23 protein-coding genes are annotated in these 23,739 nt (G+C 66.0%); 20 read left to right on the top strand and 3 right to left on the bottom strand.

The window, feature by feature from the left end; genetic code table 11:
• Position 1: 1 nt before the first annotated feature.
• The 3 genes from sdhA to sdhC all read right to left on the bottom strand — a co-directional run bounded on the left by sdhA (position 2) and on the right by sdhC (position 2,755).
• A complete protein-coding gene (gene sdhA, locus QFZ60_RS14635) occupies positions 2-1,801 on the bottom strand; it encodes a succinate dehydrogenase flavoprotein subunit (RefSeq protein WP_142120597.1) in 1,800 nt (599 codons plus the stop codon).
• A 108-nt stretch (positions 1,802-1,909) separates the two neighbouring features.
• On the bottom strand, positions 1,910-2,371 hold the full coding sequence (locus QFZ60_RS14630; protein WP_307091332.1) for a succinate dehydrogenase hydrophobic membrane anchor subunit: 462 nt from the start codon (positions 2,369-2,371) through the stop codon (positions 1,910-1,912).
• Between the two features lie 3 nt (positions 2,372-2,374).
• Positions 2,375-2,755, bottom strand: a complete 381-nt coding sequence (gene sdhC, locus QFZ60_RS14625; protein WP_081620212.1) for a succinate dehydrogenase, cytochrome b556 subunit — start codon at positions 2,753-2,755, stop codon at positions 2,375-2,377.
• A gap of 276 nt (positions 2,756-3,031) precedes the next feature.
• Between sdhC and QFZ60_RS14620 the strand changes: the two genes are divergently transcribed.
• The 20 genes from QFZ60_RS14620 to QFZ60_RS14525 all read left to right on the top strand — a co-directional run bounded on the left by QFZ60_RS14620 (position 3,032) and on the right by QFZ60_RS14525 (position 23,725).
• Positions 3,032-4,165, top strand: a complete 1,134-nt coding sequence (locus tag QFZ60_RS14620; protein WP_307091331.1) for a mannose-1-phosphate guanylyltransferase — start codon at positions 3,032-3,034, stop codon at positions 4,163-4,165.
• 100 nt (positions 4,166-4,265) lie between these two features.
• Positions 4,266-5,483 (top strand): amidohydrolase, encoded by a 1,218-nt coding sequence (locus tag QFZ60_RS14615; protein WP_307091329.1) that lies wholly within the window; start codon positions 4,266-4,268, stop codon positions 5,481-5,483.
• A 168-nt stretch (positions 5,484-5,651) separates the two neighbouring features.
• Positions 5,652-6,086 carry a MarR family winged helix-turn-helix transcriptional regulator gene (locus QFZ60_RS14610; RefSeq protein ID WP_307091327.1) on the top strand — a complete coding sequence of 145 codons (435 nt, stop codon included), beginning with the start codon at positions 5,652-5,654 and terminating at the stop codon, positions 6,084-6,086.
• Positions 6,087-6,128: 42 nt separating this feature from the next.
• Positions 6,129-6,560, top strand: coding sequence for an organic hydroperoxide resistance protein (locus tag QFZ60_RS14605; RefSeq protein ID WP_307091326.1), 432 nt, complete (start codon positions 6,129-6,131; stop codon positions 6,558-6,560).
• On the top strand, positions 6,557-7,573 hold the full coding sequence (locus QFZ60_RS14600) for an NADP-dependent oxidoreductase (protein ID WP_307091325.1): 1,017 nt from the start codon (positions 6,557-6,559) through the stop codon (positions 7,571-7,573). The genes QFZ60_RS14605 and QFZ60_RS14600 overlap by 4 nt, the downstream gene beginning before the upstream one ends.
• A 294-nt stretch (positions 7,574-7,867) precedes the next feature.
• Positions 7,868-8,938, top strand: a complete 1,071-nt coding sequence (locus QFZ60_RS14595) for a BMP family protein (RefSeq protein ID WP_307093328.1) — start codon at positions 7,868-7,870, stop codon at positions 8,936-8,938.
• Positions 8,939-9,118: 180 nt separating this feature from the next.
• Complete coding sequence (locus QFZ60_RS14590; RefSeq protein WP_307091323.1) at positions 9,119-10,690, top strand: ABC transporter ATP-binding protein; 1,572 nt, start codon at positions 9,119-9,121, stop codon at positions 10,688-10,690.
• Entirely contained in the window at positions 10,683-12,092 is a 1,410-nt protein-coding gene (locus QFZ60_RS14585) for an ABC transporter permease (RefSeq protein WP_307091322.1), read from the top strand. Before QFZ60_RS14590 ends, QFZ60_RS14585 begins: the two co-directional genes overlap by 8 nt.
• Positions 12,089-13,414 (top strand): ABC transporter permease, encoded by a 1,326-nt coding sequence (locus tag QFZ60_RS14580; RefSeq protein WP_307091320.1) that lies wholly within the window; start codon positions 12,089-12,091, stop codon positions 13,412-13,414. The genes QFZ60_RS14585 and QFZ60_RS14580 overlap by 4 nt, the downstream gene beginning before the upstream one ends.
• Before the next feature lie 5 nt (positions 13,415-13,419).
• Positions 13,420-13,827, top strand: a complete 408-nt coding sequence (locus QFZ60_RS14575) for a cytidine deaminase (RefSeq protein WP_307091319.1) — start codon at positions 13,420-13,422, stop codon at positions 13,825-13,827.
• Positions 13,824-15,140 (top strand): thymidine phosphorylase, encoded by a 1,317-nt coding sequence (locus QFZ60_RS14570; protein WP_307091318.1) that lies wholly within the window; start codon positions 13,824-13,826, stop codon positions 15,138-15,140. Before QFZ60_RS14575 ends, QFZ60_RS14570 begins: the two co-directional genes overlap by 4 nt.
• A gap of 6 nt (positions 15,141-15,146) precedes the next feature.
• Positions 15,147-15,776: a DedA family protein gene (locus QFZ60_RS14565; protein WP_307091316.1), complete on the top strand. Its 630-nt coding sequence runs from the start codon at positions 15,147-15,149 to the stop codon at positions 15,774-15,776.
• A 134-nt stretch (positions 15,777-15,910) separates the two neighbouring features.
• Positions 15,911-16,636 (top strand): DedA family protein, encoded by a 726-nt coding sequence (locus tag QFZ60_RS14560; RefSeq protein WP_307091314.1) that lies wholly within the window; start codon positions 15,911-15,913, stop codon positions 16,634-16,636.
• A gap of 39 nt (positions 16,637-16,675) precedes the next feature.
• The gene (locus QFZ60_RS14555) at positions 16,676-17,812 is read left to right on the top strand and encodes an adenosine deaminase (protein WP_307091312.1); all 1,137 of its coding nucleotides are present in this window, start codon (positions 16,676-16,678) and stop codon (positions 17,810-17,812) included.
• Between the two features lie 61 nt (positions 17,813-17,873).
• Positions 17,874-18,464: a MazG nucleotide pyrophosphohydrolase domain-containing protein gene (locus QFZ60_RS14550; RefSeq protein ID WP_307093326.1), complete on the top strand. Its 591-nt coding sequence runs from the start codon at positions 17,874-17,876 to the stop codon at positions 18,462-18,464.
• A 118-nt stretch (positions 18,465-18,582) separates the two neighbouring features.
• On the top strand, positions 18,583-19,863 hold the full coding sequence (eno, locus tag QFZ60_RS14545) for a phosphopyruvate hydratase (protein ID WP_056332399.1): 1,281 nt from the start codon (positions 18,583-18,585) through the stop codon (positions 19,861-19,863).
• A 122-nt stretch (positions 19,864-19,985) separates the two neighbouring features.
• Complete coding sequence (locus QFZ60_RS14540; protein ID WP_307091310.1) at positions 19,986-20,669, top strand: septum formation initiator family protein; 684 nt, start codon at positions 19,986-19,988, stop codon at positions 20,667-20,669.
• A 27-nt stretch (positions 20,670-20,696) separates the two neighbouring features.
• On the top strand, positions 20,697-21,368 hold the full coding sequence (locus tag QFZ60_RS14535; RefSeq protein WP_307091308.1) for a DUF501 domain-containing protein: 672 nt from the start codon (positions 20,697-20,699) through the stop codon (positions 21,366-21,368).
• Entirely contained in the window at positions 21,365-22,312 is a 948-nt protein-coding gene (locus QFZ60_RS14530) for a Ppx/GppA phosphatase family protein (protein ID WP_307091306.1), read from the top strand. Before QFZ60_RS14535 ends, QFZ60_RS14530 begins: the two co-directional genes overlap by 4 nt.
• Before the next feature lie 3 nt (positions 22,313-22,315).
• Positions 22,316-23,725 carry a S8 family serine peptidase gene (locus QFZ60_RS14525; RefSeq protein WP_307091304.1) on the top strand — a complete coding sequence of 470 codons (1,410 nt, stop codon included), beginning with the start codon at positions 22,316-22,318 and terminating at the stop codon, positions 23,723-23,725.
• Positions 23,726-23,739: the final 14 nt, after the last annotated feature.

Here is a 23,739-nt window from a genome sequence, read left to right as displayed (position 1 = left end):
CTTAGTACTTCCTCACCATCGGCTCGTAGCGGGTAAAGACAACCGGCTTGGTGGCGAGGCGGATCCCGGCGATTGATTCCGCCGATCCGTCAGCCGGCGCATGGTCATCCTTGTACGCCATGGAGTGCTTCATGAATTTCTCGTCGTCACGCTCGGGGAAGTCCTCGCGGAAGTGTCCGCCGCGGGATTCCTCGCGGTGCAGGGCGGCCACGGTCATGACCTTGGCCAGTTCCAGCAGGAAGCCGAGCTCAACGGCCTCAAGCAGGTCCAGGTTGAAGCGCTTGCCCTTGTCCTGGACGTTGATGCGCTTGTACCGCTCCTCGAAGGAGGCGATGTCCCGCAGCACCTGGTTCAGGGTGTCCGCCGTGCGGAACACCTGCATGTTGGCGTCCATGGTGTCCTGCAGTTCCTTGCGGATCTGGGCCACCTTTTCGTCGCCGGTGCCGTTGCGGGCAATGTCCAGCAGCTCGGTGGTGTAGGCCAGCGGGTTCTCCGGCAGCTCCACGAACTGGGCGGTCTTGGCGTATTCCGCGGCGGCGATACCTGCCCGCTTGCCGAACACGTTGATGTCCAGCAGGGAGTTGGTGCCAAGGCGGTTGGACCCGTGCACGGACACGCAGGCCACTTCGCCGGCTGCGTAGAGGCCGGGGACCACGGTGTCGTTGTCCTGGAGCACCTCGGTGGTGATGTTCGTGGGGATGCCGCCCATGGCGTAGTGGGCCGTGGGGAACACCGGAACGGGCTCCGTGTAGGGCTCAACGCCCAGGTAGGTGCGGGCGAACTCGGTGATGTCCGGAAGCTTCGCATCGATGTGCGCCGGCTCCAGGTGGGTCAGGTCAAGGAGGACGTAGTCCTTGTTCGGACCGCAGCCGCGGCCTTCGCGGACCTCGTTGGCCATGGAGCGGGCCACGATGTCACGGGGTGCCAGGTCCTTGATGGTGGGGGCGTAGCGCTCCATGAAGCGCTCACCCTCGGAGTTGCGCAGGATGGCACCTTCACCGCGGGCGGCCTCGGACAGCAGGATGCCCAGGCCCGCCAGGCCTGTCGGGTGGAACTGGAAGAACTCCATGTCCTCCAAGGGGATCCCGCGGCGGAAGGCGATGCCCATTCCGTCGCCGGTAAGGGTGTGGGCGTTGGACGTGGTCTTGAAGACCTTGCCGGCACCACCGGAGGCGAACACCACGGACTTGGCCTGGAACACGTGCAGTTCGCCGGAAGCGAGGTCGTAGGAGACCACGCCGGCCACGCGCTTCTGCTTGTAGGGCGTGCCGTCTGCGCGGACAGCGTCCTCTTCGACCGTCAGCAGGTCCAGGACGTAGTACTCGTTGTAGAACTCAACGTTGTGCTTGACGCAGTTTTGGTACAGGGTCTGCAGGATCATGTGGCCGGTGCGGTCCGCTGCGTAGCATGCGCGGCGGACCGGAGCCTTGCCGTGGTCGCGGGTGTGGCCGCCGAAACGGCGCTGGTCAATGCGGCCTTCGGGCGTGCGGTTGAAAGGCAGGCCCATCTTTTCCAGGTCCAGCACGGCGTCGATGGCTTCCTTGGCCATGACCTCGGCGGCGTCCTGGTCAACCAGGTAGTCGCCGCCCTTGACGGTGTCGAACGTGTGCCATTCCCAGTTGTCTTCCTCGACATTGGCAAGGGCTGCGCACATGCCACCCTGTGCCGCACCAGTGTGCGAGCGGGTGGGGTAAAGCTTGGTCAGTACTGCTGTGCGCGCACGCTGACCGGATTCGATCGCGGCGCGCATGCCAGCGCCACCGGCACCGACGATGACGACGTCGTACTTATGGACCTGCATACCAGACGCTCTTTCTCTCAAAATTCGCTATAAAACAACGGGGCGGCTTTGCCTGCTCCGCAAAACAGGGCCCGCGGAAAAGCCCGCGGGCCCGGGGTTGTGCCAGTGCTAGGCAGGGCAGAATCCACCAGGAAGGGCAACACCGTTCACCACAGGGCACGGGTTGAAGGTAAAGATGACCAGCGTGCCCAGGAGGATGATAACGACGGCGGCCGCGTACAGGACGGTCTTCAGCCAGCGGCGGGTGGAGGTCTTCTCGGCGTAGTCGTTAATGATGGTCCGCACGCCGTTGGTGCCGTGCAGCATGGCCAGCCAGAGCATGGCGAGATCCCAGAACTGCCAGAACGGGTCTGCCCACTTGCCGGCAACAAAACCGAAGTCGATGGCGTGGATGCCTTCGCCCACCATGAGGTTCACGAACAGGTGGCCGAAAATGAGGACCACCAGCACCACGCCGGAAAGGCGCATGAACAGCCAGGCGATCATCTCGAAGTTGCCCCGGGAGCCGCCACTGCGGCGGTACTCGGGGGCGATCCGCCCGCTGCGGGGGCTCTCGATCGTTGCAGTCATGGCTTAGTGACCTCCGAGGGCGAGGGACAGGTGGCGGATGGAGAAGGCGACCATGGTCACGACCCACAGGGCCAGGACTGCCCACAGCATCTGCCGCTGGTACTTGGCGCCCTTCTTCCAGAAGTCGACCGCAATGATCCGCAGGCCGTTGAAGGCGTGGAACACGATGGCGGCAACAAGACCGGTCTCGCCCAGCGCCATCAGGGGGTTCTTGTAGGCGCCGATCACAGCGGTGTAGGCCTCCGGTGACACACGCACCAAGGAGGTGTCCAGGACGTGGACCAACAAGAAGAAAAAGATCACTACACCGGTAATGCGGTGTCCTACCCAGGACCACATGCCTTCACGGCCGCGGTACAAGGTGCCAGCTGGTTTTGTCGGCACTGATAAACCTCCCTGCAACACAGCGGCGCTGGCATGAGATCCATGCGGGGGGAACGCCTGCTGCGAGAGCACTCGTAGCTCAGGCCTAAATCTAGGCTCCGCTAACAGCTTATTCAATTTAGGAGTTTCTTGGTGCCCAGTACTGGAGCGGATTTTCCGGGGAAATGAGACGAACGCCACATCCCTGCACGCTTTTGGTCGGGACGGTACCGCAAATTGCGCGCCGGGTGCGTCTCCAAAGGGACCGGTTGGAGCCGTTCCGCTAAAGTAGCCCTGATGAGTACAGACAAAGTGACAAGCCCGGCTTCACCCCTTGACCGCTTCATTGCGGTGATTCCGGCAGGCGGAGTGGGGACCCGCCTCTGGCCCCTGTCACGTGCAGCAGCTCCCAAGTTCCTTCACGATCTCACGGGATCGGGCAGCACCTTGCTGCGCGCCACCTACGACCGGCTTCACCCGCTGACGGACAGCCGGTTGCTGGTAGTCACCGGCAAGGCGCACCGCGAAGCCGTGTGCCGGCAGTTGCCCGAGCTTCAGGATTCGGACCTGGTCCTCGAATCAGAGCCCAAGGACTCCGGTGCGGCCATCGGCCTTGCCGCGGCCATCCTGCACGAGCGGGATCCCGATACCATCATGGGTTCCTTCGCCGCGGACCAGGTGATCAGCCCGGACGGCCTGTTCCAGCAGGCCGTCCGCGAAGCCATCCACACCGCTGCCGCCGGCAAGATCGTCACCATCGGCATTAAGCCCACGCACCCGTCCACCGGGTTCGGCTACATCCGTTCCGGCAAGGCACTGCACGTCGATGGTGCCCCCAGCGCCCACGACGTAGTGGAGTTCGTCGAGAAGCCGGACGAAGTGGTGGCGCAGCAATACGTGGACAGTGGTGACTACGTGTGGAACGCCGGCATGTTCGTGGCGCCCGTGGCGCTGATGCTCAAGCACCTTGAGGCGAACCAGCCCGAACTGTTCCAGGGCCTGCAGGAAATTGCCCGGGCGTGGGACACCCCCCAGCGCGATGAGGTCACAGCGCGCATCTGGCCGACGCTGCCCAAGATCGCCATCGACTACGCAGTGGCCGAGCCCGCCGCCGAAGCCGGGGACGTCGCCGTCGTACCGGGAACCTTCCGCTGGGACGACGTTGGCGACTTCGCCTCCGTGGGCCGCCTCAACAGCGCCAAGGAAGTGGACGACGTCACGGTCCTCGGCGAAGGCGCCCGCGTGTTCACCGAGAACTCGAGCGGCGTTGTGGTCACCGACACCAAGCGCGTGATCGCCCTGATCGGCATCCAGGACGTTGTCATCGTGGACACGCCGGACGCTTTGCTGGTGACCACCATGGCCAATTCCCAGCGCGTCAAGGCTGCCGTTGACGCGCTCAAGGCAAGCGGCGACACGGACGTCCTCTGAACGGGAAACCTCCCGGCTCAAACCGTGCCGGCAGGTTCCGGGATGTAATGAGGCGTCAGTGAATGGGCACTAAAGCCGGCACCCTCGCTAGAGTGAAGCAGTGCGCAATTACACTACTGAAGCCGAGCCCACCGCCCTGGTGGCTCCCTGGCTCGAACCGCTCTTACCGGAACTGATCGAATTCCGGCGGGACCTGCATGCGCACCCGGAGCTGTCCTTCAAGGAGTTCCGCACCACCGACAAGCTCGCCGAGCGGCTCGAAGCTGCCGGCCTGAGCCCCCGCCGCCTGGAGGGCACCGGGCTGACGGTGGACGTGGGTGACGGCCCCATCGCCACGGCGCTTCGCGGGGACATCGATGCCCTCCCCATCATCGAGGAGACCGGGCTTCCGTTCGCGTCCAAGAACCACGGCGTCACGCACGCCTGCGGCCACGACGTGCACACCGCCACCATGCTGGGCATCGCCCTTGTCCTGCACCGGATGCACCAGGAATCACCCCTCGGCGCCACCGTCCGGATCATCTTCCAGCCCGCTGAGGAGACCATGCCCGGCGGCGCGCACTCCTGCATCGAACAGGGTGTGCTGGACGGCGTCCCCCGGATTTTGGCGCTGCACTGCGATCCCCGCATTGAAGTGGGCAAGGTGGGAACCCGCATCGGTGCCATCACCTCGGCGTCGGACACCATCCGGATCGAGCTCTCCGGCCGGGGCGGCCACACCTCCCGCCCGCACCTGACCGAGGACCTGGTGTTCGCGCTGGCCCAGATTGCCGTCAACGTACCGGCCGTGCTGTCCCGCCGGGTGGACGTCCGCAGCGGCGTCTCCGTGGTGTGGGGCCAGATCACCGCAGGCTCGGCACCCAACGCCATCCCCGGCAGCGGCTACATGGCCGGGACCATGCGCTGCCTGGACCGGGACGCCTGGCACGCCGCCGGCGAACTCCTCGACGAAGTGGTCCACCAAGTGGCCGCGCCCTACGGCGTGGATGTCCACCTGGAGCACACCAGGGGAGTGCCGCCGGTGGTCAATTCCGAACACGAGACGGCCATCATCGAGGCTGCCGCCCGGGCCGAAATCGGCGAAAGCGCCGTGGTGCTGACGCCGCAGTCGATGGGCGGCGAGGATTTCGCCTGGTTCCTCGCGGAACTTCCCGGTGCCATGATGCGCCTGGGCACCAAGACGCCGGGCGGCGAGGACTACGACCTCCACCGCGGCGATTACATTCTGGACGAGCGCTCCCTTGGCCTGGGCATCCGGGTCCTCACCGCAGCGGCGCTGCGCACCATCCGCGACCTGGAGCAGACACCCGTTTCCTGACATCCACGGCCTGGTATCGCCGGCCTGGTATCCCCGCCTCCCCGGCGGGGATACCATGCATTGCTGTTTCAGGACAGCAACAAGGAAAGTACGACGACGGCGGCGAACCAGGGCAGCCGAAGGTGGCGTAAGTTGTGCACAACTTAGTTGTGGACTATCGTTCTAACCATGACCGAAGCACCCCGCCTGGACCGGCAAGTCTGTTTTGCGCTGTACTCGGCCTCCCGTGCCGCTACCGCCGTCTACCGGCCTGTCCTGGACGAACTGGGCCTCACCTACCCGCAGTACCTGGTGATGCTGGTCCTGTGGGAAAACGAACCCCGGGGCGTAAAGGAGCTCGGCGGGGAGCTGGGCCTTGACTCCGGCACCCTGTCACCGCTCCTGAAGCGCCTGGAAGCCCTGGGGTTCGTGGAACGGCGGCGCTCCGGCGAGGACGAACGCCGCGTTGCCATCCACCTGACACCGGCCGGGCGAAGCCTCAGCGGCCGGGCAAGCGCCATTCCGCAGCGGCTGGCCGACGCCGCAGGTCTCTCCCTGGACGAACTTGAACAGCTGCGGACCACCCTGGGCAAGCTCACGGCTGCCCTGCATGAATCGCTGTGACCCGAAATACTGCACCATCCCACCAACAGGACGGATATTTTCGTGAAGACTCTCTACACCGCCGAGGCCCTGGCCTCGGGTGAAGGCCGTGACGGCGCTGCGCGCAGCAACGACGGCAAGCTGGCAGTGGCCCTCGCCAGCCCGGTCGAACTCGGTGGCAGCGGCCAGGGCACCAACCCGGAACAGCTCTTTGCCGCCGGGTATGCCGCCTGCTTCCACTCCGCACTGCGCCTGGTGGGCCGGAAGGCAGGAGCCGACCTGACGGACTCGGCAGTGGCAGCGAAGATCCACCTTGGTCAGCTGGACGGCGGTGCCGGCTTCGGTCTGGCCGCCGAGCTGGAAATCGCCCTGCCCGCGCTGGACCTGGCTGCGGCTGAAGACCTCGTTGCCAAGGCGCACGAGGTCTGCCCCTATTCGAATGCCACGCGCGGCAACATCACCGTTGACCTCAAGATCCTGGAGTACGCAGCATGAGCACAGCCCTTGCAACCACCACCCGTGAAATCCGCCTCGCCTCCCGCCCGGTAGGGCGTCCCACCGGCGAGAACTTCGAACTTGCCGAGTCGCCGCTGCCCGCGCTTGAAGACGGCCAGATCCTGGTGCACAACCTTTTCATGTCCGTTGACCCCTACATGCGCGGCAGGATGAACGACGTCAAGTCCTACTCAGCACCCTTCGCGGTGGGGAAGGCGCTCGACGGCGGCGCGGTGGGCGAGGTGATCGCGTCCCGTTCCTCCGCACACCAGGAGGGCGACGTCGTCGTGCATTCCCTTGGCTGGCGCGAATACGCAGTGGTAGACGGCTCTGCCGCCACCCCGGCCCGCACCGATCTGGCCCCTGCTTCCGCTTTCCTCGGCGCGCTGGGCATGACCGGACTCACCGCTTACGCCGGGCTTCTGAAGGTCGCCGAATTCAAGCCCGGGGACGCAGTGTTCGTTTCCGGCGCCGCGGGTGCGGTCGGCTCCCTGGTGGGACAGATCGCCAAGGCCATGGGCGCCTCCCGCGTCATCGGCTCCGCCGGCTCGCCCGCCAAGGTGGCCCGGCTCCGGGAGCTCGGCTTCGACGCCGCGTTCGACTACCACGACGGCCCGGTTGTGGAGCAGTTGGAGAAGGCAGCCGGCCCGGCCGGCATCGACGTCTACTTCGACAACGTGGGCGGCGATCACCTCGAGGCAGCCCTGGCAGTCCTGAACGTGGGCGGCCGTGTGGCCCTGTGCGGTGCCATCGCGCAGTACAACTCAACCGAACCCACCCCCGCACCCCGCAACCTGATGCAGGCCATCGGCAAACAGCTCACCCTCAAGGGCTTCCTGGTGGGCGGGCAGCGCCAGCATGCGGCAGGGTTCGCGGAGAAGATGGCCGGGTGGCTGGCGGACGGGACCGTGCGCTACGACGAGACAATCGTCGACGGGCTGGAGAACGCTCCGCAGGCATTCATGGACCTCCTGGACGGCGCAAACACCGGCAAGATGCTGGTCCGTCTGTAGCCTGCAACAGCATGAATCAGCAGTTGGGGCACCGCATTCCGCGGTGCCCCTACTGCTTGGTAACAACTTGTAAACAATCTCCCGGATGGGCTCCCGCCGTGCTATTGGGACGTGGCGCGGGCCACTAAAGTAAGTGCCATCAGTGCGCTCCGGCGCAGTGCTGCGTGCCTTCAGTGAAAACAGAATTTCAGCGCCGAAATGGACACTCATTGAATTCCAGCCCGTAGCGCCACTCGCATCATCCCTGGAGGAAAATTGAAGAAATCACTGCGTGCCGTCTTCAAGCGCGGTTCAATGGCCGGTGTGGCCACCCTCGGTGCGTCCGCGCTTGTGCTCACCGCCTGCGGTGCAGCCCCCGAAGCCAGCAGCACCTCATCCGCAGGTGCCAGCAACTACACGGGCTGCATCGTTTCGGACTCCGGTGGATTCGACGACCAGTCCTTCAACCAGTCCTCCTACGAGGGCCTGAAGAAGACCGAGAAGGACCTCGGCATCAAGGTCAACCAGGCCGAGTCCAAGAGCAACAATGACTTCGAACCGAACCTGCGCGCCATGGTCACGGCGGGCTGCGACCTCACCGTCACTGTCGGCTACCTGCTGGGCGACGCCACCAAGCAGCAGGCGGAGGCCAACCCCGACAAGCATTTCGCCATCATCGACTTCGGCTACGAAACGCCCATCAAGAACGTCAAACCGATCATTTATGACACCGCGCAGGCGGCGTTCCTCGCCGGCTACTTGGCCGCGGGGACCAGCAAAACCGGGAAAGTGGCCACCTTCGGTGGCAAGAACATCCCCACCGTCACCATCTTCATGGATGGCTTCGCCGACGGCGTGAAGTACTACAACAAGCAGAAGGGCAAGGACATCCAGCTCCTTGGCTGGAACAAGGACGCCCAGGACGGGACCTTCACCGGCGACTTCGAAAAGCAGGACGTCGGCAAGCAGGTCACCCAGAACTTCCTGGATCAGGGCGCGGACATTGTGCTGCCCGTGGCCGGCCCCGTGGGCAAGGGCGCCGGTGCCGCGTTGAAGGATGCCAAGGCTGCGGGGAAGGACGTCAAGCTGATCTGGGTTGACTCCGACGGTTACCTGACCGCCCCCGACTACAAGGACATCATGCTGTCCTCCGTCATAAAGACGATGGACGACGCCATTGAGGCCGTTGTCAAGGATGACACGCAAGGCAAGTTCAGCAGCACCCCGTACGTCGGCACGCTGGCCAACGACGGCGTGCAGCTGGCCCCGTTCCATGACCTCGAGTCCCAGGTCCCAGCAGAACTGAAGTCCGAACTGGAGCAGATCAAGAAGGACATCGTGGACGGCAAGCTGAAGGTCGAGTCCAAGGCAAGCCCCAAGGCCTGATCCACCAACAGGAAGCGCCGCCGCCGGTCCGTCACCCACTGGCCGGCCGGTGGCGCTTTTTGCTGGCCGAACGTTTACCGCGCCCGGCCGGCTCCTCCCGGTACTGCAGCCACTAGGCTGGTGCTGCAGCCATATATCCCGTCCGGTCGATCACCGGACGCTTCGAGATTGGTCAGAGTTTTGAAACTTGAACTCAGAGGGATCACCAAACGCTTTGGCACGCTCCTGGCCAACGACCACATCGACGTGGTGGTTGAGCCGGGCCAGATCCATTGCCTCCTTGGTGAAAACGGGGCAGGTAAATCCACCCTGATGAACGTGCTGTATGGGCTGTACGAGCCCTCCGAAGGCGAAATCCTCATCGATGACAAGCCGGTCACCTTCAGGGGTCCCGGTGATGCGATGGCGGCCGGGATCGGCATGGTGCACCAGCACTTCATGCTGGTGCCGGTCTTCACCGTTGCCGAGAACGTGGCACTGGGTGCCGAACCCACCAAGGCGGGCGGGTTCCTCAACCTGGACCAGACCCGGCAGCGCATCAAGGAGATCTCGGACCAGTACGGCTTCGACGTGGACCCGGACGCCCTGGTGGAGGACCTGCCGGTAGGCGTGCAGCAACGGGTGGAAATCATCAAGGCGCTGGTCCGCAACGCCGAGGTCCTGATCCTTGATGAGCCTACGGCTGTACTGACCCCGCAGGAGACTGATGAGCTCCTGGACATCATGCGCCAGCTCAAGTCGCGCGGAACCTCCATCGTCTTCATTTCGCACAAGCTGCGTGAGGTCAAGGCAGTCTCGGACACCATCACCGTGATCCGGCGGGGCAAGGTGGTGGGCACTGCCGATCCCGCCGCCTCCACCACCGAACTCGCCTCGATGATGGTGGGCCGTGCCGTGAGCCTGACCCTGGACAAGGCCCCGGCCCAGCCCAGGGAAACCACCTTCGAGGTCCGCGACCTCACCGTCGTCGCGCCCAACGGCCAGCACGTGGTGGACCACCTCAGCTTCCACATCAAGCGCGGCGAGATCCTGGCCGTTGCCGGCGTCCAGGGCAACGGGCAGACCGAACTCACCGAAGCCATCCTGGGCCTGCAGGACCGGGTCACCGGTTCCATAGTCCTGGACGGCAAGGAACTCGTGGGCCGCTCCGTCAAGGAAGTCCTGCAGGCCGGCGTCGGGTTCGTCCCAGAAGACCGCAAAGTGGACGGGCTGGTTGGCACCTTCTCCGTGGCGGAGAACCTGGTCCTTGATCTTTACGACAAGCCCCCCTTCGCCAAGGGGATCAGCATGAGCCCGGCGAAAATCATGGAGAACGCCAAGGCCCGCATCGGCGAATTCGATGTCCGCACCCCTTCGGCAGCGGCCGCCGCCGGCACCCTGTCCGGCGGCAACCAGCAAAAACTCGTGATGGCCCGGGAACTTTCCCGCCCCCTGCGCCTCTTCATTGCTTCCCAGCCCACCCGCGGCGTGGACGTGGGCTCCATCGAGTTCCTGCACCGGCGGATCGTCGCCGAGCGTGACCAGGGGACCCCGGTGATGATCATTTCCACTGAGCTTGACGAAGTGATGGAACTGGCCGACCGCATCGCGGTGCTCTACAAGGGCAGGCTGGTGGGCACTGTCCCCGCCGGAACAAGCCGCGACGTGCTGGGCCTCATGATGGCCGGCATCCCGCCCGAAGAACACGCCCAGACCCCGCAGGCCGGCACCCCGGCCGCCACCTCCAACGCCGAGGGAGCCGACCATGCCTGACCAGCCTTCCCCCAAACACGCCAAGGACGACCCACAGACTGAAGGCAAGCAGAACGCCGAGGGCCAACGTCGCGGCGCCGAGGGCCAGGACAGCCCGGCCGTGGAGGACACGGCCGCCGTGGTGGCCGTCGATACCGCCGGCGGCGTGATGCAGCCCTCGGCTGTCCCGGCCACGGCCCAAAGCGGACAGCTTCCGGGCGGCTCCGACACCGTACTGCGCCGGATCTTCACCGGAAGCGGCATCGTGTCCGTGCTTGCAGTGCTGCTGGCGCTGATCATCGGCGGCCTGCTTATTGCCAGCACGGACAAGCAGGTGGCCACCACGGCCGGCTACTTCTTCGCCCGGCCCACGGACATGCTGGCGGCTGTCTGGAACGCCGCCACCCGCTCCTACATTGCCCTGTTCCAGGGCTCGGTGTTCAATCCCCGCGGCAACGGGTTGGCTGCCCAGTTGGCACCCTTCATGGAGACCCTCACCATCGCCACGCCGCTCATCACCGCCGGCCTGGGCGTGGCACTGGCATTCCGGGCCGGGCTCTTCAACATCGGCGCGCAGGGGCAGATCATCGTGGCCGGCATCCTGGCGGCCTGGGCGGGCTTTGCCCTTCACCTTCCGTTCGGCCTGCACCTGCTGCTGGTGCTGGTGGCCGGCATCGTCGGCGGCGCCCTCTGGGGTGGGCTGGCCGGCCTGCTGAAGGCCCGCACCGGAGCCCACGAAGTCATCGTGACCATCATGTTCAACTACATCGCGCTGTACTTCCTGCGTTACCTGCTGAACACCCCGGCATTCCAGCGGCCGGGGGAGTCCAACCCCATTTCGCCCATCCTGGATCCCAGCGCCGTGTACCCGCAGATCCTGGGGAGCCAGTACCGGCTGCACCTGGGCTTCATCCTGGCGATCGCCGCCACGGTCCTGGTGTGGTGGCTCCTTAACCGCTCCACAGTCGGCTTTGAGTTCCGTGCCGTGGGTGCCAACCCCAAGGCGGCGCAGACCGCCGGCATCAACGTCTCCCGTTCCACCATCCTGGTCATGGCCATAGTCGGCGGGCTTGCCGGCATGTCAGGAGTGGCCCAGGTTGCCGGCACCGAGAAGGTGCTCACGGACGGCGTTGCCGCCACCTACGGTTTTGACGCCATCACGGTCGCCCTGCTGGGACGTTCGACGCCGTGGGGCACCTTCGCTGCCGGCCTGCTGTTCGGCGCCTTCCGCGCCGGCGCGGTCCAGATGCAGATCCAGACCGGCACCCCCATCGATATCGTCCTGGTGGTCCAGTCCCTGATTGTCCTTTTCATCGCCGCACCGCCGCTGGTCCGGGCCGTTTTCGGACTGAACCCGCGGCGCAGGAAGCCCGCGCGCACAGCCAAGTCCGGGCAGGCAGCCACAACCGGAGGTGCCGCATGAGCACTACAGTTTCTTCGTCCAGGCCCGGCAAACCCCAGCCGGGAGGATCAAAAGCAGACGCTCCGTCCGCAGCGCCGGCCACCAGGCCAGTCAGCTGGAAGACTCCCCTCCTGCTCAGCGTCTTCGCCGTGGTCTCCCTGGTGTTCTTCGGATTCCTGGCCCCCAGCCAGACGGCCAGCTTCGGCATCTCCACCGGGGAAGACTTCTTCCAGCTGCCCGCACTGGAAATCAACGCGTTTGCCGGCGGCATCGTCCTATCGGTACTCCTGGTGGTACTGGCGGGATACGCCGTCTACCTGAAGACAAGGAACCAGCCGGCTCCGGGCTGGCTGGCCGTCACCTTCATCGTGATCTTCGTGGCCGCCTTCCTTATTTGGGTGGTGGGCGGCGCCCGCACGCCCGCCATCTCGCTGGCCGGGCTCATCGCCGGATCCGTCACGCTTGCCGTTCCGCTCGTGTTCGGGTCGCTGTCCGGTGTCCTGTGCGAGCGGGTGGGCGTGGTCAACATCGCCATTGAAGGGCAGCTCCTGGGCGGGGCATTCACCGCAGCCATCGTTGCCAGCATGACAAAGAACGCCTTCGTCGGGCTGCTGGCTGCGGCCGTCGCGGGCGCGGTGGTATCCATGGTCCTGGCCCTGTTCAGCATCAAGTACCTGGTGAACCAGATCATCGTCGGCGTGGTCCTCAATGTCCTGGTCTCCGGGGTGACGGGCTTCCTGTTCAGTACCGTGATGCAGGCCAACAAAGCCCAGTTCAACTCACCGCCGGGCCTGGACGTCATCGACATTCCCGTCCTTTCCAGCATCCCCATCATCGGTCCCATCCTGTTCCGCCAGTCGCTGGTGGGATACCTCATGTACGTGGCCGTCGCCGTGGTCTGGATTGGCCTGTTCAAGACGAGGTGGGGCCTTCGCGTCCGGGCCGTGGGGGAGCACCCGCAGGCGGCGGACACCCTTGGCATCAACGTCAACGCCACCCGGTTCTGGAACGTGACCCTCGGTGGTGCTGTTGCCGGCATTGGCGGCTCCTTCTTCACCCTGGTGGCCATCGACAGCTTCACCAAGGAAATTTCCGGTGGCCGCGGCTTCATTGCGCTGGCCGCCCTCATCTTTGGCCGCTGGAACCCGGTGGGCGCCTTCTTCGCTGCACTCCTGTTCGGCTTCGCCGACAACCTCCAGAGCATCGTGACCATCATCGGCACCCCGGTGCCCAGCCAGTTCATGGCCATGCTGCCCTACCTGGTGACCGTCCTCGCCGTCGCCGGCCTGGTTGGCAAATCCAGGGGCCCCGCAGCCAGTGGCATCCCTTACGTCAAGGGATGACGGCCATGGACAACGCCCAAAGGGTGGACTGGTCGGCCCTCGAAGCAGCCGCCGTTGCCGCCATGAAGAACGCCTACGCCCCGTACTCCAAATTCCCGGTGGGGGCCGCGGCCCTTACCGGGGACGGCCGGATTGTCAGCGGCTGCAACGTGGAGAACGCCAGCTATGGGCTGACGCTCTGCGCGGAATGTGCCCTGGTGGGAAACCTGCACATGACCGGCGGCGGCCTGCTGCGGGCGTTCTACTGCGTTGACGGGGCAGGCAATGTGCTCATGCCCTGCGGCCGGTGCCGCCAGCTGCTGTACGAATTCCGTGCGCCGGACATGCAGCTTATGACCACCCACGGCATCAAAACCATGGACCAGGTGCTGCCCGACGCCTTTGGTCCCGAACACCTGGAGGAGACCCCGTGACCGAGAGCAGGACCGAGGCGTTCGACGCCGTCGACATCATCCGCATCAAGCGGGACAAGGGAACACTGAGCCCCGAACAGATCGACTGGACCATCGACGCCTACACCCGCGGCGCGATCGCGGATGAGCAGATGGCAGCACTGAACATGGCCATCCTGCTTAACGGGATGGACCGGGCAGAGGTTGCCCGCTGGACCGCTGCCATGATCGCGTCCGGGGAGCGGATGGACTTCTCGAGCCTCCGGCGTCCCGACGGGGGCCTGAAGTACACAACGGACAAGCATTCAACCGGGGGCGTGGGGGACAAGATCACGCTGCCGCTGGCCCCGCTGGTCGCCGTGTTCGGCGTGGCCGTGCCGCAGCTGTCAGGCCGCGGGCTGGGGCACACCGGCGGCACCCTGGACAAACTGGAATCCATTCCGGGGTGGCGGGCCAATCTTTCCAATGAGGAGATCCTGGCCCAGCTCCAGGACGTCGGGGCGGTGATCTGCGCCGCCGGTGCCGGCCTGGCGCCCGCAGACAAGAAGCTCTACGCCCTGCGTGATGTGACCGGCACGGTGGAAGCCATCCCGCTGATCGCGTCGTCCATCATGAGCAAGAAGATCGCCGAGGGCACCGGATCGCTGGTCCTGGACGTCAAGGTGGGCAGCGGCGCGTTCATGAAGGACGAGGCCAAGGCCCGGGAACTTGCCCAGACCATGGTGGCGCTGGGGAAGGACGCCGGCGTCAACACTGTGGCGCTGCTGACCAACATGGACACCCCCCTGGGCCTGACCGCGGGCAACGCCATCGAGGTGGAGGAATCCGTGGAGGTGCTGGCCGGCGGGGGCCCGGACGACGTCGTGGAGCTGACCGTCAGGCTCGCCGAAGAGATGCTGGCCTGCGCAGGGGTGCACGACGCCGACCCCGCCGCCGCCCTCAAGGACGGCCGGGCCATGGACGTTTGGAACCGGATGATCGCCGCCCAGGGGGGCGACCCGCGGGCTGCGCTGCCGGTGGCCAGGGAATCCGACACCGTATACGCACCGGCAGACGGTGTGCTGGTGGAACTGGACGCCCTCGCCGTGGGCGTGGCCGCCTGGCGGCTGGGTGCCGGACGTGCCCGCAAGGAGGACGCAGTCCAGGCGGGAGCGGGAGTGCGGATGCACGCAAAGCCCGGAGCCACCGTCCGCGCCGGGGAACCCCTGATGACCCTGCTCACGGACACCCCGGAGCGGTTTGCCCGTGCCAGGGAAGCCCTGGAACACGCCGTGGTTATCGCACCGGAAGGTTCGCGGCCCGCCCAACAGCTCATCATCGACCGCATAGCATAGGCACCAATGCAGGCCATCAATGACTTCATCCTCGCCGCAGCCGGGCAGCCCTGGGTGCTCGTCCTGGTGCTGGCCTGCTGCATCATTGACGGTTTCTTCCCGCCCGTCCCCAGTGAATCCGTGGTGGTGGGCCTCGCAGCCGTTGCCGCCACCGCCGATGTTCCCAATCCATTGCTCCTGGCCTTGGTCGCGGCTGCGGGCGCCTTCTCGGGTGACAACATCGCCTACCTGCTGGGCCGGCGGGTGGGCACCACGCGCTGGGCCTGGATGCGCGGGCCGCGCATGCAAAGTGCATTCCGCTGGGCGGGCCGCGAACTGCGGAAGCGGCCCGCCTCGCTGATCCTGGTGGCCCGCTTTGTCCCGATCGGCCGGGTGGCCGTCAACCTGACCGCCGGGGCCACCCACTATCCGCATCTCCGGTTCGTCGGCCTGACCGTCCTCTCGGCCAGCCTCTGGGCCGGCTACTCCGTGGCGATCGGGCTCTTCTTCGGCCAATGGTTCGAGGACAACCACGTCCTGGGCGCGGCAATCGCCATCGTCTGCGCCATTGCCCTGGGCATCGTGGTTGACCTGGTGATCAACAAATTCCGGGGCAAACCCAACGTTGTGGAACGGATCAGGGAACCAGGTGCCTGAGCAGCGCGTTTAAGGGGTAATTCCGGGCATTGGGGCGTAGCGGACTGCGGCCCCCGCGTGGGACACTTAGGAACGATTTCCGCTTTGGCTGCGGCACTTTGGCTGTGTCATTTTTAATACAGGAGCAACACCGCGTGGAGTTTATTAATGAGGCCGTGCTCCATGCAGCGGGCCAGTGGTGGATTTACCCCGTCCTGCTGGTTTTCTTCTTCGTGGACGGCTTCGCCATGGTGGTCCCCAGCGAGACCCTCATTGTTGCGCTGGCGGCCTTCTCCCGGCACAGCGGCGAACCCAACCTCTGGATCCTGGGCCTCACGGCCCTGATCGGTGCCATCTGCGGCGACAACATGGCCTACCTGCTCGGCCGCAAGATCGGCCTGGACCGGTGGGGGTGGATGCGCCGGCCCAAGGTCCGGAAGGTCTTCGCCTGGGCGCGCTATGAGCTGGAAAAGCGCGGCGCCGTCCTGATCTTCACCGCCCGGTACATCCCCTGGGGCCGGGTGGCCGTCAACTACGTCGCCGGCAGCACCGGTTTCTCGCACCGCAGGTTCTTCGTCTTCGATGCCTTCGCCTGCGTCACGTGGGTGGGCTACTCCCTGGGAATCGGCGTTCTTGCCAGCTCGTTCCCCTGGCTGCACCACAACCCCCTGCTGAGCGCGGGTATCGCCGTCGTGTTCGCCATCGTCCTGGGCATCGTCATCGACCACCTGCTGCGCTGGTGGCACAAGCGGCTGGGCCGGAACGACGCCCCTGATACGGACGGCTGGAGCGATGACACCCCAACCGCGGGCCATGAAGGACGCCCGGGCACCCAGGCCCTGGTAATGCCCTCGGCGGAGGCCGGCCCGGCAGCCAAGTAGCGGCTGGCTTTGAATCCCGCCCCACCCTAAGGTGGGAACGTGACTGAGCCCATTGTTGACGCTGCCCCTGCCATCGATTTTGACCTGAAGAGCCTGCCCAAGGTTTCCCTTCACGACCACCTGGACGGGGGACTCCGTCCTGCCACCATCATCGAACTGGCGGAGGCCGTTGGCCACCCGCTCCCTTCGACCGACCCCGTGGCCCTGGGGCAGTGGTTCCAGGAATCAGCGGATTCCGGATCCCTGGTCCGCTACCTGGAAACGTTCGACCACACCGTTGCCGTGATGCAGACCTACGACGGCCTGTTCCGGGTGGCGAAGGAATTCGTCGAGGACCTTGCCGACGACGGCGTGGTGTACGGCGAAGTCCGCTGGGCCCCCGAACAGCACCTCCAGAAGGGCCTCAGCCTCGATGAAGCTGTCGAAGCAGTCCAGGACGGCCTGGAAGCCGGCGTCGAAGCTGTCTCTGAAAGCGGCCGCGAAATCCAGGTGGGCCAGCTGATCACCGCCATGCGGCACGCTGACCGCGGCCAGGAGATCGCCGAGCTGGCCGTCCGGCACCGCAACAAGGGCGCCGTGGGCTTTGACATCGCCGGGGCCGAGGACGGCTTCCTGCCCAGCCGCTTCAAGGACGCCTTCACCTACCTTGCGCAGCACAACTTCCCCGCCACGGTTCACGCCGGCGAGGCCGCCGGACTGGACAGCATCCAGTCCGCGCTGGTGGACGGCCGGGCCCTGCGGCTGGGACACGGCGTCCGCATCGCCGAGGACATCATGGTGGAATTCGATGACGACGACGAAGCCGGCGACACCGTGGGCCTGGTTACCCTCGGGGACCTCTCCAGCTGGGTCCGCGACCGCGGCATCGCCCTGGAAATCTGCCCCTCCTCAAACCTCCAGACCGGCGCCATCGCGGAATTCGGTGAAGGCATCGAAAGCCACCCGCTGGACATGCTCTACCAGCTGGGCTTCAACGTCACCATCAACACGGACAACCGGCTGATGAGCGGCGTCACCCTGACCGATGAGTTCAACCTGCTGGTGGAAACCTTCGACTACGACCTCGACGACCTGCTGGAGCTGACCCTCAATGCCGCCGAGGCGTCCTTCCTGCCCCTGGAGGAAAAGGAAGCGCTGGTGGAATACATCAACGACGCCTACGCCAACCTTGGCTGACCAGCCAGCGGCTGAACAGCTGGTCACCATCGTCGCGCAGCTGCGTGAGCACTGTCCCTGGATGGGGGCCCTGACCCACGCTTCACTCGTGGAGTACCTCCTGGAGGAGGCTTACGAGGTGGCCGAGGCCATCGAGGACGGCCACCCGGACGCCGAACTCCGGGGCGAGCTGGGGGATGTCCTCCTCCAGGTGGTGCTGCATGCCCGGCTGGCTGAGGAGCGGGGCGCGTTCACGTTCGACGACGTGGCGCGCGGCCTGGGTGGCAAGATGATCCGCCGCAACCCGCACGTCTTTAAACCCGACGGTTCCCTGCGGGACAGCTTCCCGGCGACGGTCGAGGAGATCGAGCTGAAGTGGGATGCGGTCAAACGGGCCGAACGCCCGGAGCGGCTCAATGCCTTTGAAGGCATTCCGGACGCGCTGCCTGCGCTGGCCAAGGCCCACAAGTCGCTGGACCGGGCCGCCCGTGCGGGCCTGGGGCTCCCCGAGGGGGCTCCCGTTCCCGCAAGCGAGGATGAACTCGGAAACCTGCTGCTCGCCGTCGTGCGTTCCGCCCGGGACAGCGGCATGGACGCCGAGCGCGCCCTGCGTGCCGCGGTCCGCCGCTACCAAAGCGACCAGGCTGACCAAAACGACCCGGCAGCATCATGACGTCCCGGCCTTGCCCGGTTTGAGTAACTCGGAGCACTCTCGACTACGCTAGTCCCAGACGAGTACGTCGAGTTTTCTGCCTGATTCCCCCCGTTAATCGCCCATAAGGAGCAAATTCATGGCGCTTATCGATGCCATCCACGCCCGCGAGATCCTCGATTCCCGCGGCAACCCCACCGTAGAAGTTGAAGTCCTGCTTTCCGACGGCCAGATCGGCCGGGCGGCGGTTCCCTCCGGCGCCTCCACCGGCGAGCACGAGGCCGTCGAACTGCGCGACGGCGACAAGGGCCGTTACCTCGGCAAGGGCGTACAGAAGGCCGTCGACGCCGTGATCGACCAGATCGCCCCCGCCCTGACCGGCTTCGACGCCACCGACCAGCGCAGCATTGACCAGGCCATGCTGGACCTGGACGGCACCCCCAACAAGGGCAAGCTCGGCGCCAACGCCATCCTGGGCGTCTCCCTGGCCGTCGCCAACGCCGCCGCAGCCTCCGCCGACCTGCCGCTCTACAAGTACCTTGGCGGCCCGAACGCCCACGTCCTGCCGGTCCCGCTGATGAACATCCTCAACGGCGGATCCCACGCCGACTCGGACGTCGACATCCAGGAATTCATGATCGCCCCGATCGGTGCCGAGACCTTCTCTGAAGGCCTGCGCTGGGGCGTCGAGGTCTACCACAACCTCAAGTCCGTGCTCAAGGAAAAGGGCCTGTCCACCGGCCTCGGCGACGAGGGCGGCTTCGCCCCGAACTTGCCGTCCAACCGTGCAGCCCTGGACCTGATCCAGGAAGCCATCAAGAACGCCGGCTACACCCCGGGCAAGGACATCGCCCTCGCCCTGGACGTGGCTTCCTCCGAGTTCTTCAAGGACGGTGCCTACCAGTTCGAAGGCAAGTCCCTGTCCGCCACCGAGATGAGCGCCTACTACGCCGAGCTCGTGGCAGACTACCCGCTGGTCTCCATCGAAGACCCCCTGGACGAGAACGACTGGGAAGGCTGGAAGACCCTCACCGACTCCATCGGCGACAAGGTCCAGCTGGTGGGTGACGACCTCTTCGTCACCAACCCCTCCATCCTGCAGCGCGGCATCGACACCAGGACCGCCAACTCCCTGCTGGTCAAGGTCAACCAGATCGGTTCGCTGACCGAGACCCTGGATGCCGTGAGCCTGGCCCAGCGCGCCGGCTACACCACCATTACCTCACACCGCTCCGGCGAAACCGAGGACACCACCATCGCCGACATCGCGGTGGCCACCAACGCCGGCCAGATCAAGACCGGCGCCCCTGCCCGCTCCGAGCGCGTTGCCAAGTACAACCAGCTGCTGCGCATCGAAGAGGAACTGGACGACGCCGCACGCTACGCCGGCCGCAGCGCGTTCCCGCGTTTCAAGGGCTAGTAACCGCCTAAACCCATCCGCGGTGGCTATGGTTGAAAGACCATAGCCACCGCTGTTGTTTCCAGCAGCATTTGTCCAGCACAGATAGTGGCGGCCCAGGCAGGCTGCGTTTCAGGAGTGTCATGGCTACCCGCCGCCCCAAAGTTCCCAAGGTCGCCCCCGCCCGTCCAGCCAAGGAAACGGCCGACGACGGATCCTCCGGCCGTGCCGAGGTCATCCGGACGGATTTCCGCCCGGGCAAGGGTGGGGATGCGAGGGCGCATACCGCACCTTTGGGCGGTAACCGGGGGCATGGAGCCGGGGGACACGCCGCCGGGAAGGCGGGGGAGGCGGCCAAGGCCAGGCCTTCCGCCGGACGCAAAGGCAGCAGTTCCGGTGACGGCAAGGCCGCCCGGATTGGCGACGAGGAGCAGCACCCGGTCCCGGCCAAGGCGTTCTCCGGCCGCATGCTGGCCCTGGCCGTTGTCATGATCGCCATCACCATCATGCTGGCGCCCACGGTGAAGATCTTCTTCGACAAGAAAGCCGAAATCGACGCGCTGAACGCCGATATCGCCGCACGCCAGGCCGAAGGCGACGCCCTCCGTCAGCAGGTTTCGCGGTGGCAGGACCCCAACTACGTCAAACAGCAGGCCCGCGACCGCATTAACATGGTTATGCCGGGCGAAACCGGCTACTGGGTTTTTGGCAGCGATGAGCCGGCCGGAGAAAGCAGTAGCCCCGCCGGCGCAGCAGCACAAGACCCCGCCGATCTGCCGTGGGTGGATTCCCTGTGGGAGTCCATCAGGCGCGCGGCCACAGACTGAACCGCACAGGAAGGACGGCCCGCGACAGTGGAACACAACACGGCAGCCGCCCGGGACGAATCCCGCCAACCGACAGCACACGACCTTGAAGTACTGAGCAGGCAGCTGGGACGTCCCGTCCGCGACGTCGTGGAGATTCCGGCGCGCTGCGTCTGTGGAAACCCACTGGTAGCGGCCACCGCACCGCGCCTCAGCAACGGCACCCCCTTTCCCACCACCTTCTACCTGACGCACCCGGTCATCACCTCCGCGGTTTCCAGGCTTGAAGCGGCAGGCGTCATGAACAGCATGAACGACCAGCTGGCAGGCGATGCCGCGCTCGCAGCTGACTACCGGACAGCACACGAGGAGTACCTGGCCGCCCGTGCCGCCATCGGCGAGCGTTCAGGCATCGGTCCGGTGCCTGAAATCGACGGCGTCTCCGCCGGCGGAATGCCCACCCGCGTCAAATGCCTGCACGTCCTGGTGGGTCATTCCCTGGCAGCAGGCAGCGGCGTCAACCCCCTCGGTGACCAGGCGCTGGACATGATCAGCGAATGGTGGACCGCGGACAGGTGCTACTGCACCGGCGCCTGGGACACCACCGGCGAGGCGCCATCCAGGGACCTCAGCCGCCACGGACCCCAAGGCCTGCCCGATATCGCCGGACGCCCCGCCCCCGTGCGGAAGTCCGCCGGCGCCACAGAGGCCGGCGAATGACCCGCGTGGCCGCCATCGACTGTGGCACCAACTCCATCCGCCTCCTGATCGCGGACATCAACCGCAGCAACGGCAACGCGGCCCTTACCGACGTCGTCAGGGAGATGCGCGTGGTCCGGCTGGGCCAGGGCGTGGATGCCACGGGCGAACTGGCCCCGGAGGCCCTGGAACGCACCTTCGCCGCCACTGCTGACTACGCCCGCCTCATCAAAGAACACGGCGCGGAGCGGATCCGCTTCGTAGCCACCTCCGCGAGCCGCGATGCGCGCAACCGGAACGTCTTCGTCGACGGCATCAGGGACCTGCTGGGAGTGGAACCGGAAGTAATCTCCGGGGACGAGGAAGCGGCCTTGTCCTTTGCCGGTGCCAGCAGCGTCCTGCCCATCCTGGACGGCCACCAGGTGCTGGTGGTGGACCTTGGCGGCGGAAGCACCGAGTTCGTCCTGGGCACCGCCGGCGGGGTCACCGCTGCGAAGTCCGTGGACATCGGCTGTGTCCGCCTGACGGAACGGCACCTGCGTGCCGATCCGCCCACGGCGGAACAGATTGCCGCCGCGGAAGCCGACGTGGACGCAGCCATGGCCCGGGCAGGACGCGACGTGCCGCTGGAGCGCGCCACCGCCGTCGTCGGTGTTGCCGGCTCCGTCACCACCATCACTGCCCATGCGCTCCGCCTGCCGGAATATTCGCCGGCCGCCATCCACGGCGCAGTACTGCCCATCGGGGACGTCCGCGACGCCGCCACCGACCTGCTGTCCATGACCCGGGCAAGCCGAGCGGCACTGCCGTACATGCACCCCGGGCGTGTGGATGTCATCGGCGCCGGGGGACTGGTGTGGCGCCGCATCCTGGAACGGATGGGGGAGTTGAGTGGCGGAAGGATCACCGAGGCCACCGCAAGCGAACACGACATCCTTGACGGCATCGCGCTGAGCATCGGTTAGGCCATGCACTCCACCCCAGCTTCCACCCCGTTGGTGCCCCGGGCGGCGGCCGCCGTCCTGGCCGTCCTCCTGGCGGCGTTCTGCCTCTGCGCGGGCCTCTTCACGGCGCCCGCCGCAAATGCTGATGAATGGCGTGACAAGGAATACTGGCTGGCAGATTCCGGCATCACCAAGGCCTGGGAAGTGTCCAAGGGTGCCGGCGTCAAGGTGGCCGTTATCGACAGCGGCATCGACGCGCAGCATCCGGACCTCAAGGGCGCGGTCGTGGGCGGTTATGACGCGTCCGGCTCAGGACAGCCGGACGGCCAGAAGAGCGTCGGCTCCAAGCCCGAGCACGGCACCCTGGTGGCCACCATGCTGGCGGGCCGCGGACACCAGCCCGCAAGCCCCAGCCCCAGTCCCAGTCCCGGGCCGCAGGGCACGCCGCCGGACGGCATCGTGGGCGTGGCACCGGAGGCGCAGCTCCTTTCCGTCTCCACCTGGCTCGGTTCAGCCAATCCTTCGGGCAAGAGCGACCAGGACCAGATTCCCGAGGCAGTCCGTTGGGCCGTGGACAACGGCGCCAAGGTGATCAACATTTCGCTGGGCAGCACAACCCCGCAGTGGCCTCAAAGCTGGGACGCGGCGTTCCTGTATGCGGAGCAAAAGGACGTGGTCATCGTGGCCGCCGCCGGCAACCGCGTGGGCGGCAACACCCAAGTGGGAGCACCCGCAACCATTCCCGGTGTTCTCACCGTCGCCGGCCTGGACCGCAGGAACCTGGCCAGCGTTGACGCCTCTTCACAGGGAATCAGCATCGGGGTGGCTGCCCCTGCCGAGAACCTGCTGGGAGGCCTCCCTGGCGGAAGCTACGCGGAATGGGCCGGGACCTCCGGGTCCACGCCGATCGTTGCCGGCGTCGCCGCCCTGATCCGGTCCAAGTGGCCGGACATGAGCGCCGAACAGGTGATCAACAGGATCGTCTCCACGGCAAAGGACGCCGGCGCTCCGGGCAAGGACCCGCTGTACGGCTACGGCATCCTCAACGCAGAAGCCGCGCTAAAGGCCGACGTCCCCCAGGTGTCCGTCAATCCGCTGGGTACTGTCGCCGAATGGATCCGGGTGCACCGGCGGGGCAACGCTGCTCCTGCCGCCCCGCTGCCCACCGCCACCTCTGTCCCCAGCGCGGCACCCACCCTGCCCGAAGCCACCGTTCCCGCTGCCAAGGCGCCTTCGCAGCGTGACAGCGCCATTGGCGCCGCCGTCGTCATCGGTTTTGGAGTCCTCTTCGCAGCCATCATCGCTGCTGCTGCCATCCAGCTCCGGAGGGCAGCCCGGAACCCTGCCCTTGCCCGGGAAGAGCCGGAAACCGGGGTGGTGGAACGGGTGCATTCGCGCACTAATCCACACGTTACGGACCGGGGTGCAAGCTAGTGAAGATTTTCACA

It is taken from the genome of Arthrobacter sp. B2I5 (genome assembly GCF_030816735.1).
Lineage (GTDB): Bacteria > Actinomycetota > Actinomycetes > Actinomycetales > Micrococcaceae > Arthrobacter.
Note: the sequence above shows the minus strand (reverse complement) of the source record. Positions and strands in the feature narration are given on the sequence as shown.

Bases quoted from the DNA above. Each gene is read 5' to 3' on its own strand.
- sdhA (WP_142120597.1), bottom strand. From the start codon at position 1,801: ATGCAGGTCCATAAGTACGACGTCGTCATCGTCGGTGCCGGTGGCGCT.
- QFZ60_RS14630 (WP_307091332.1), bottom strand. From the start codon at position 2,371: ATGACTGCAACGATCGAGAGCCCCCGCAGCGGGCGGATCGCCCCCGAG.
- QFZ60_RS14620 (WP_307091331.1), top strand. From the start codon at position 3,032: ATGAGTACAGACAAAGTGACAAGCCCGGCTTCACCCCTTGACCGCTTC.
- QFZ60_RS14610 (WP_307091327.1), top strand. From the start codon at position 5,652: ATGACCGAAGCACCCCGCCTGGACCGGCAAGTCTGTTTTGCGCTGTAC.
- QFZ60_RS14600 (WP_307091325.1), top strand. From the start codon at position 6,557: ATGAGCACAGCCCTTGCAACCACCACCCGTGAAATCCGCCTCGCCTCC.
- QFZ60_RS14595 (WP_307093328.1), top strand. From the start codon at position 7,868: ATGGCCGGTGTGGCCACCCTCGGTGCGTCCGCGCTTGTGCTCACCGCC.
- QFZ60_RS14585 (WP_307091322.1), top strand. From the start codon at position 10,683: ATGCCTGACCAGCCTTCCCCCAAACACGCCAAGGACGACCCACAGACT.
- QFZ60_RS14580 (WP_307091320.1), top strand. From the start codon at position 12,089: ATGAGCACTACAGTTTCTTCGTCCAGGCCCGGCAAACCCCAGCCGGGA.
- QFZ60_RS14575 (WP_307091319.1), top strand. From the start codon at position 13,420: ATGGACAACGCCCAAAGGGTGGACTGGTCGGCCCTCGAAGCAGCCGCC.
- QFZ60_RS14565 (WP_307091316.1), top strand. From the start codon at position 15,147: ATGCAGGCCATCAATGACTTCATCCTCGCCGCAGCCGGGCAGCCCTGG.
- QFZ60_RS14550 (WP_307093326.1), top strand. From the start codon at position 17,874: ATGGGGGCCCTGACCCACGCTTCACTCGTGGAGTACCTCCTGGAGGAG.
- eno (WP_056332399.1), top strand. From the start codon at position 18,583: ATGGCGCTTATCGATGCCATCCACGCCCGCGAGATCCTCGATTCCCGC.
- QFZ60_RS14540 (WP_307091310.1), top strand. From the start codon at position 19,986: ATGGCTACCCGCCGCCCCAAAGTTCCCAAGGTCGCCCCCGCCCGTCCA.
- QFZ60_RS14530 (WP_307091306.1), top strand. From the start codon at position 21,365: ATGACCCGCGTGGCCGCCATCGACTGTGGCACCAACTCCATCCGCCTC.
- QFZ60_RS14525 (WP_307091304.1), top strand. From the start codon at position 22,316: ATGCACTCCACCCCAGCTTCCACCCCGTTGGTGCCCCGGGCGGCGGCC.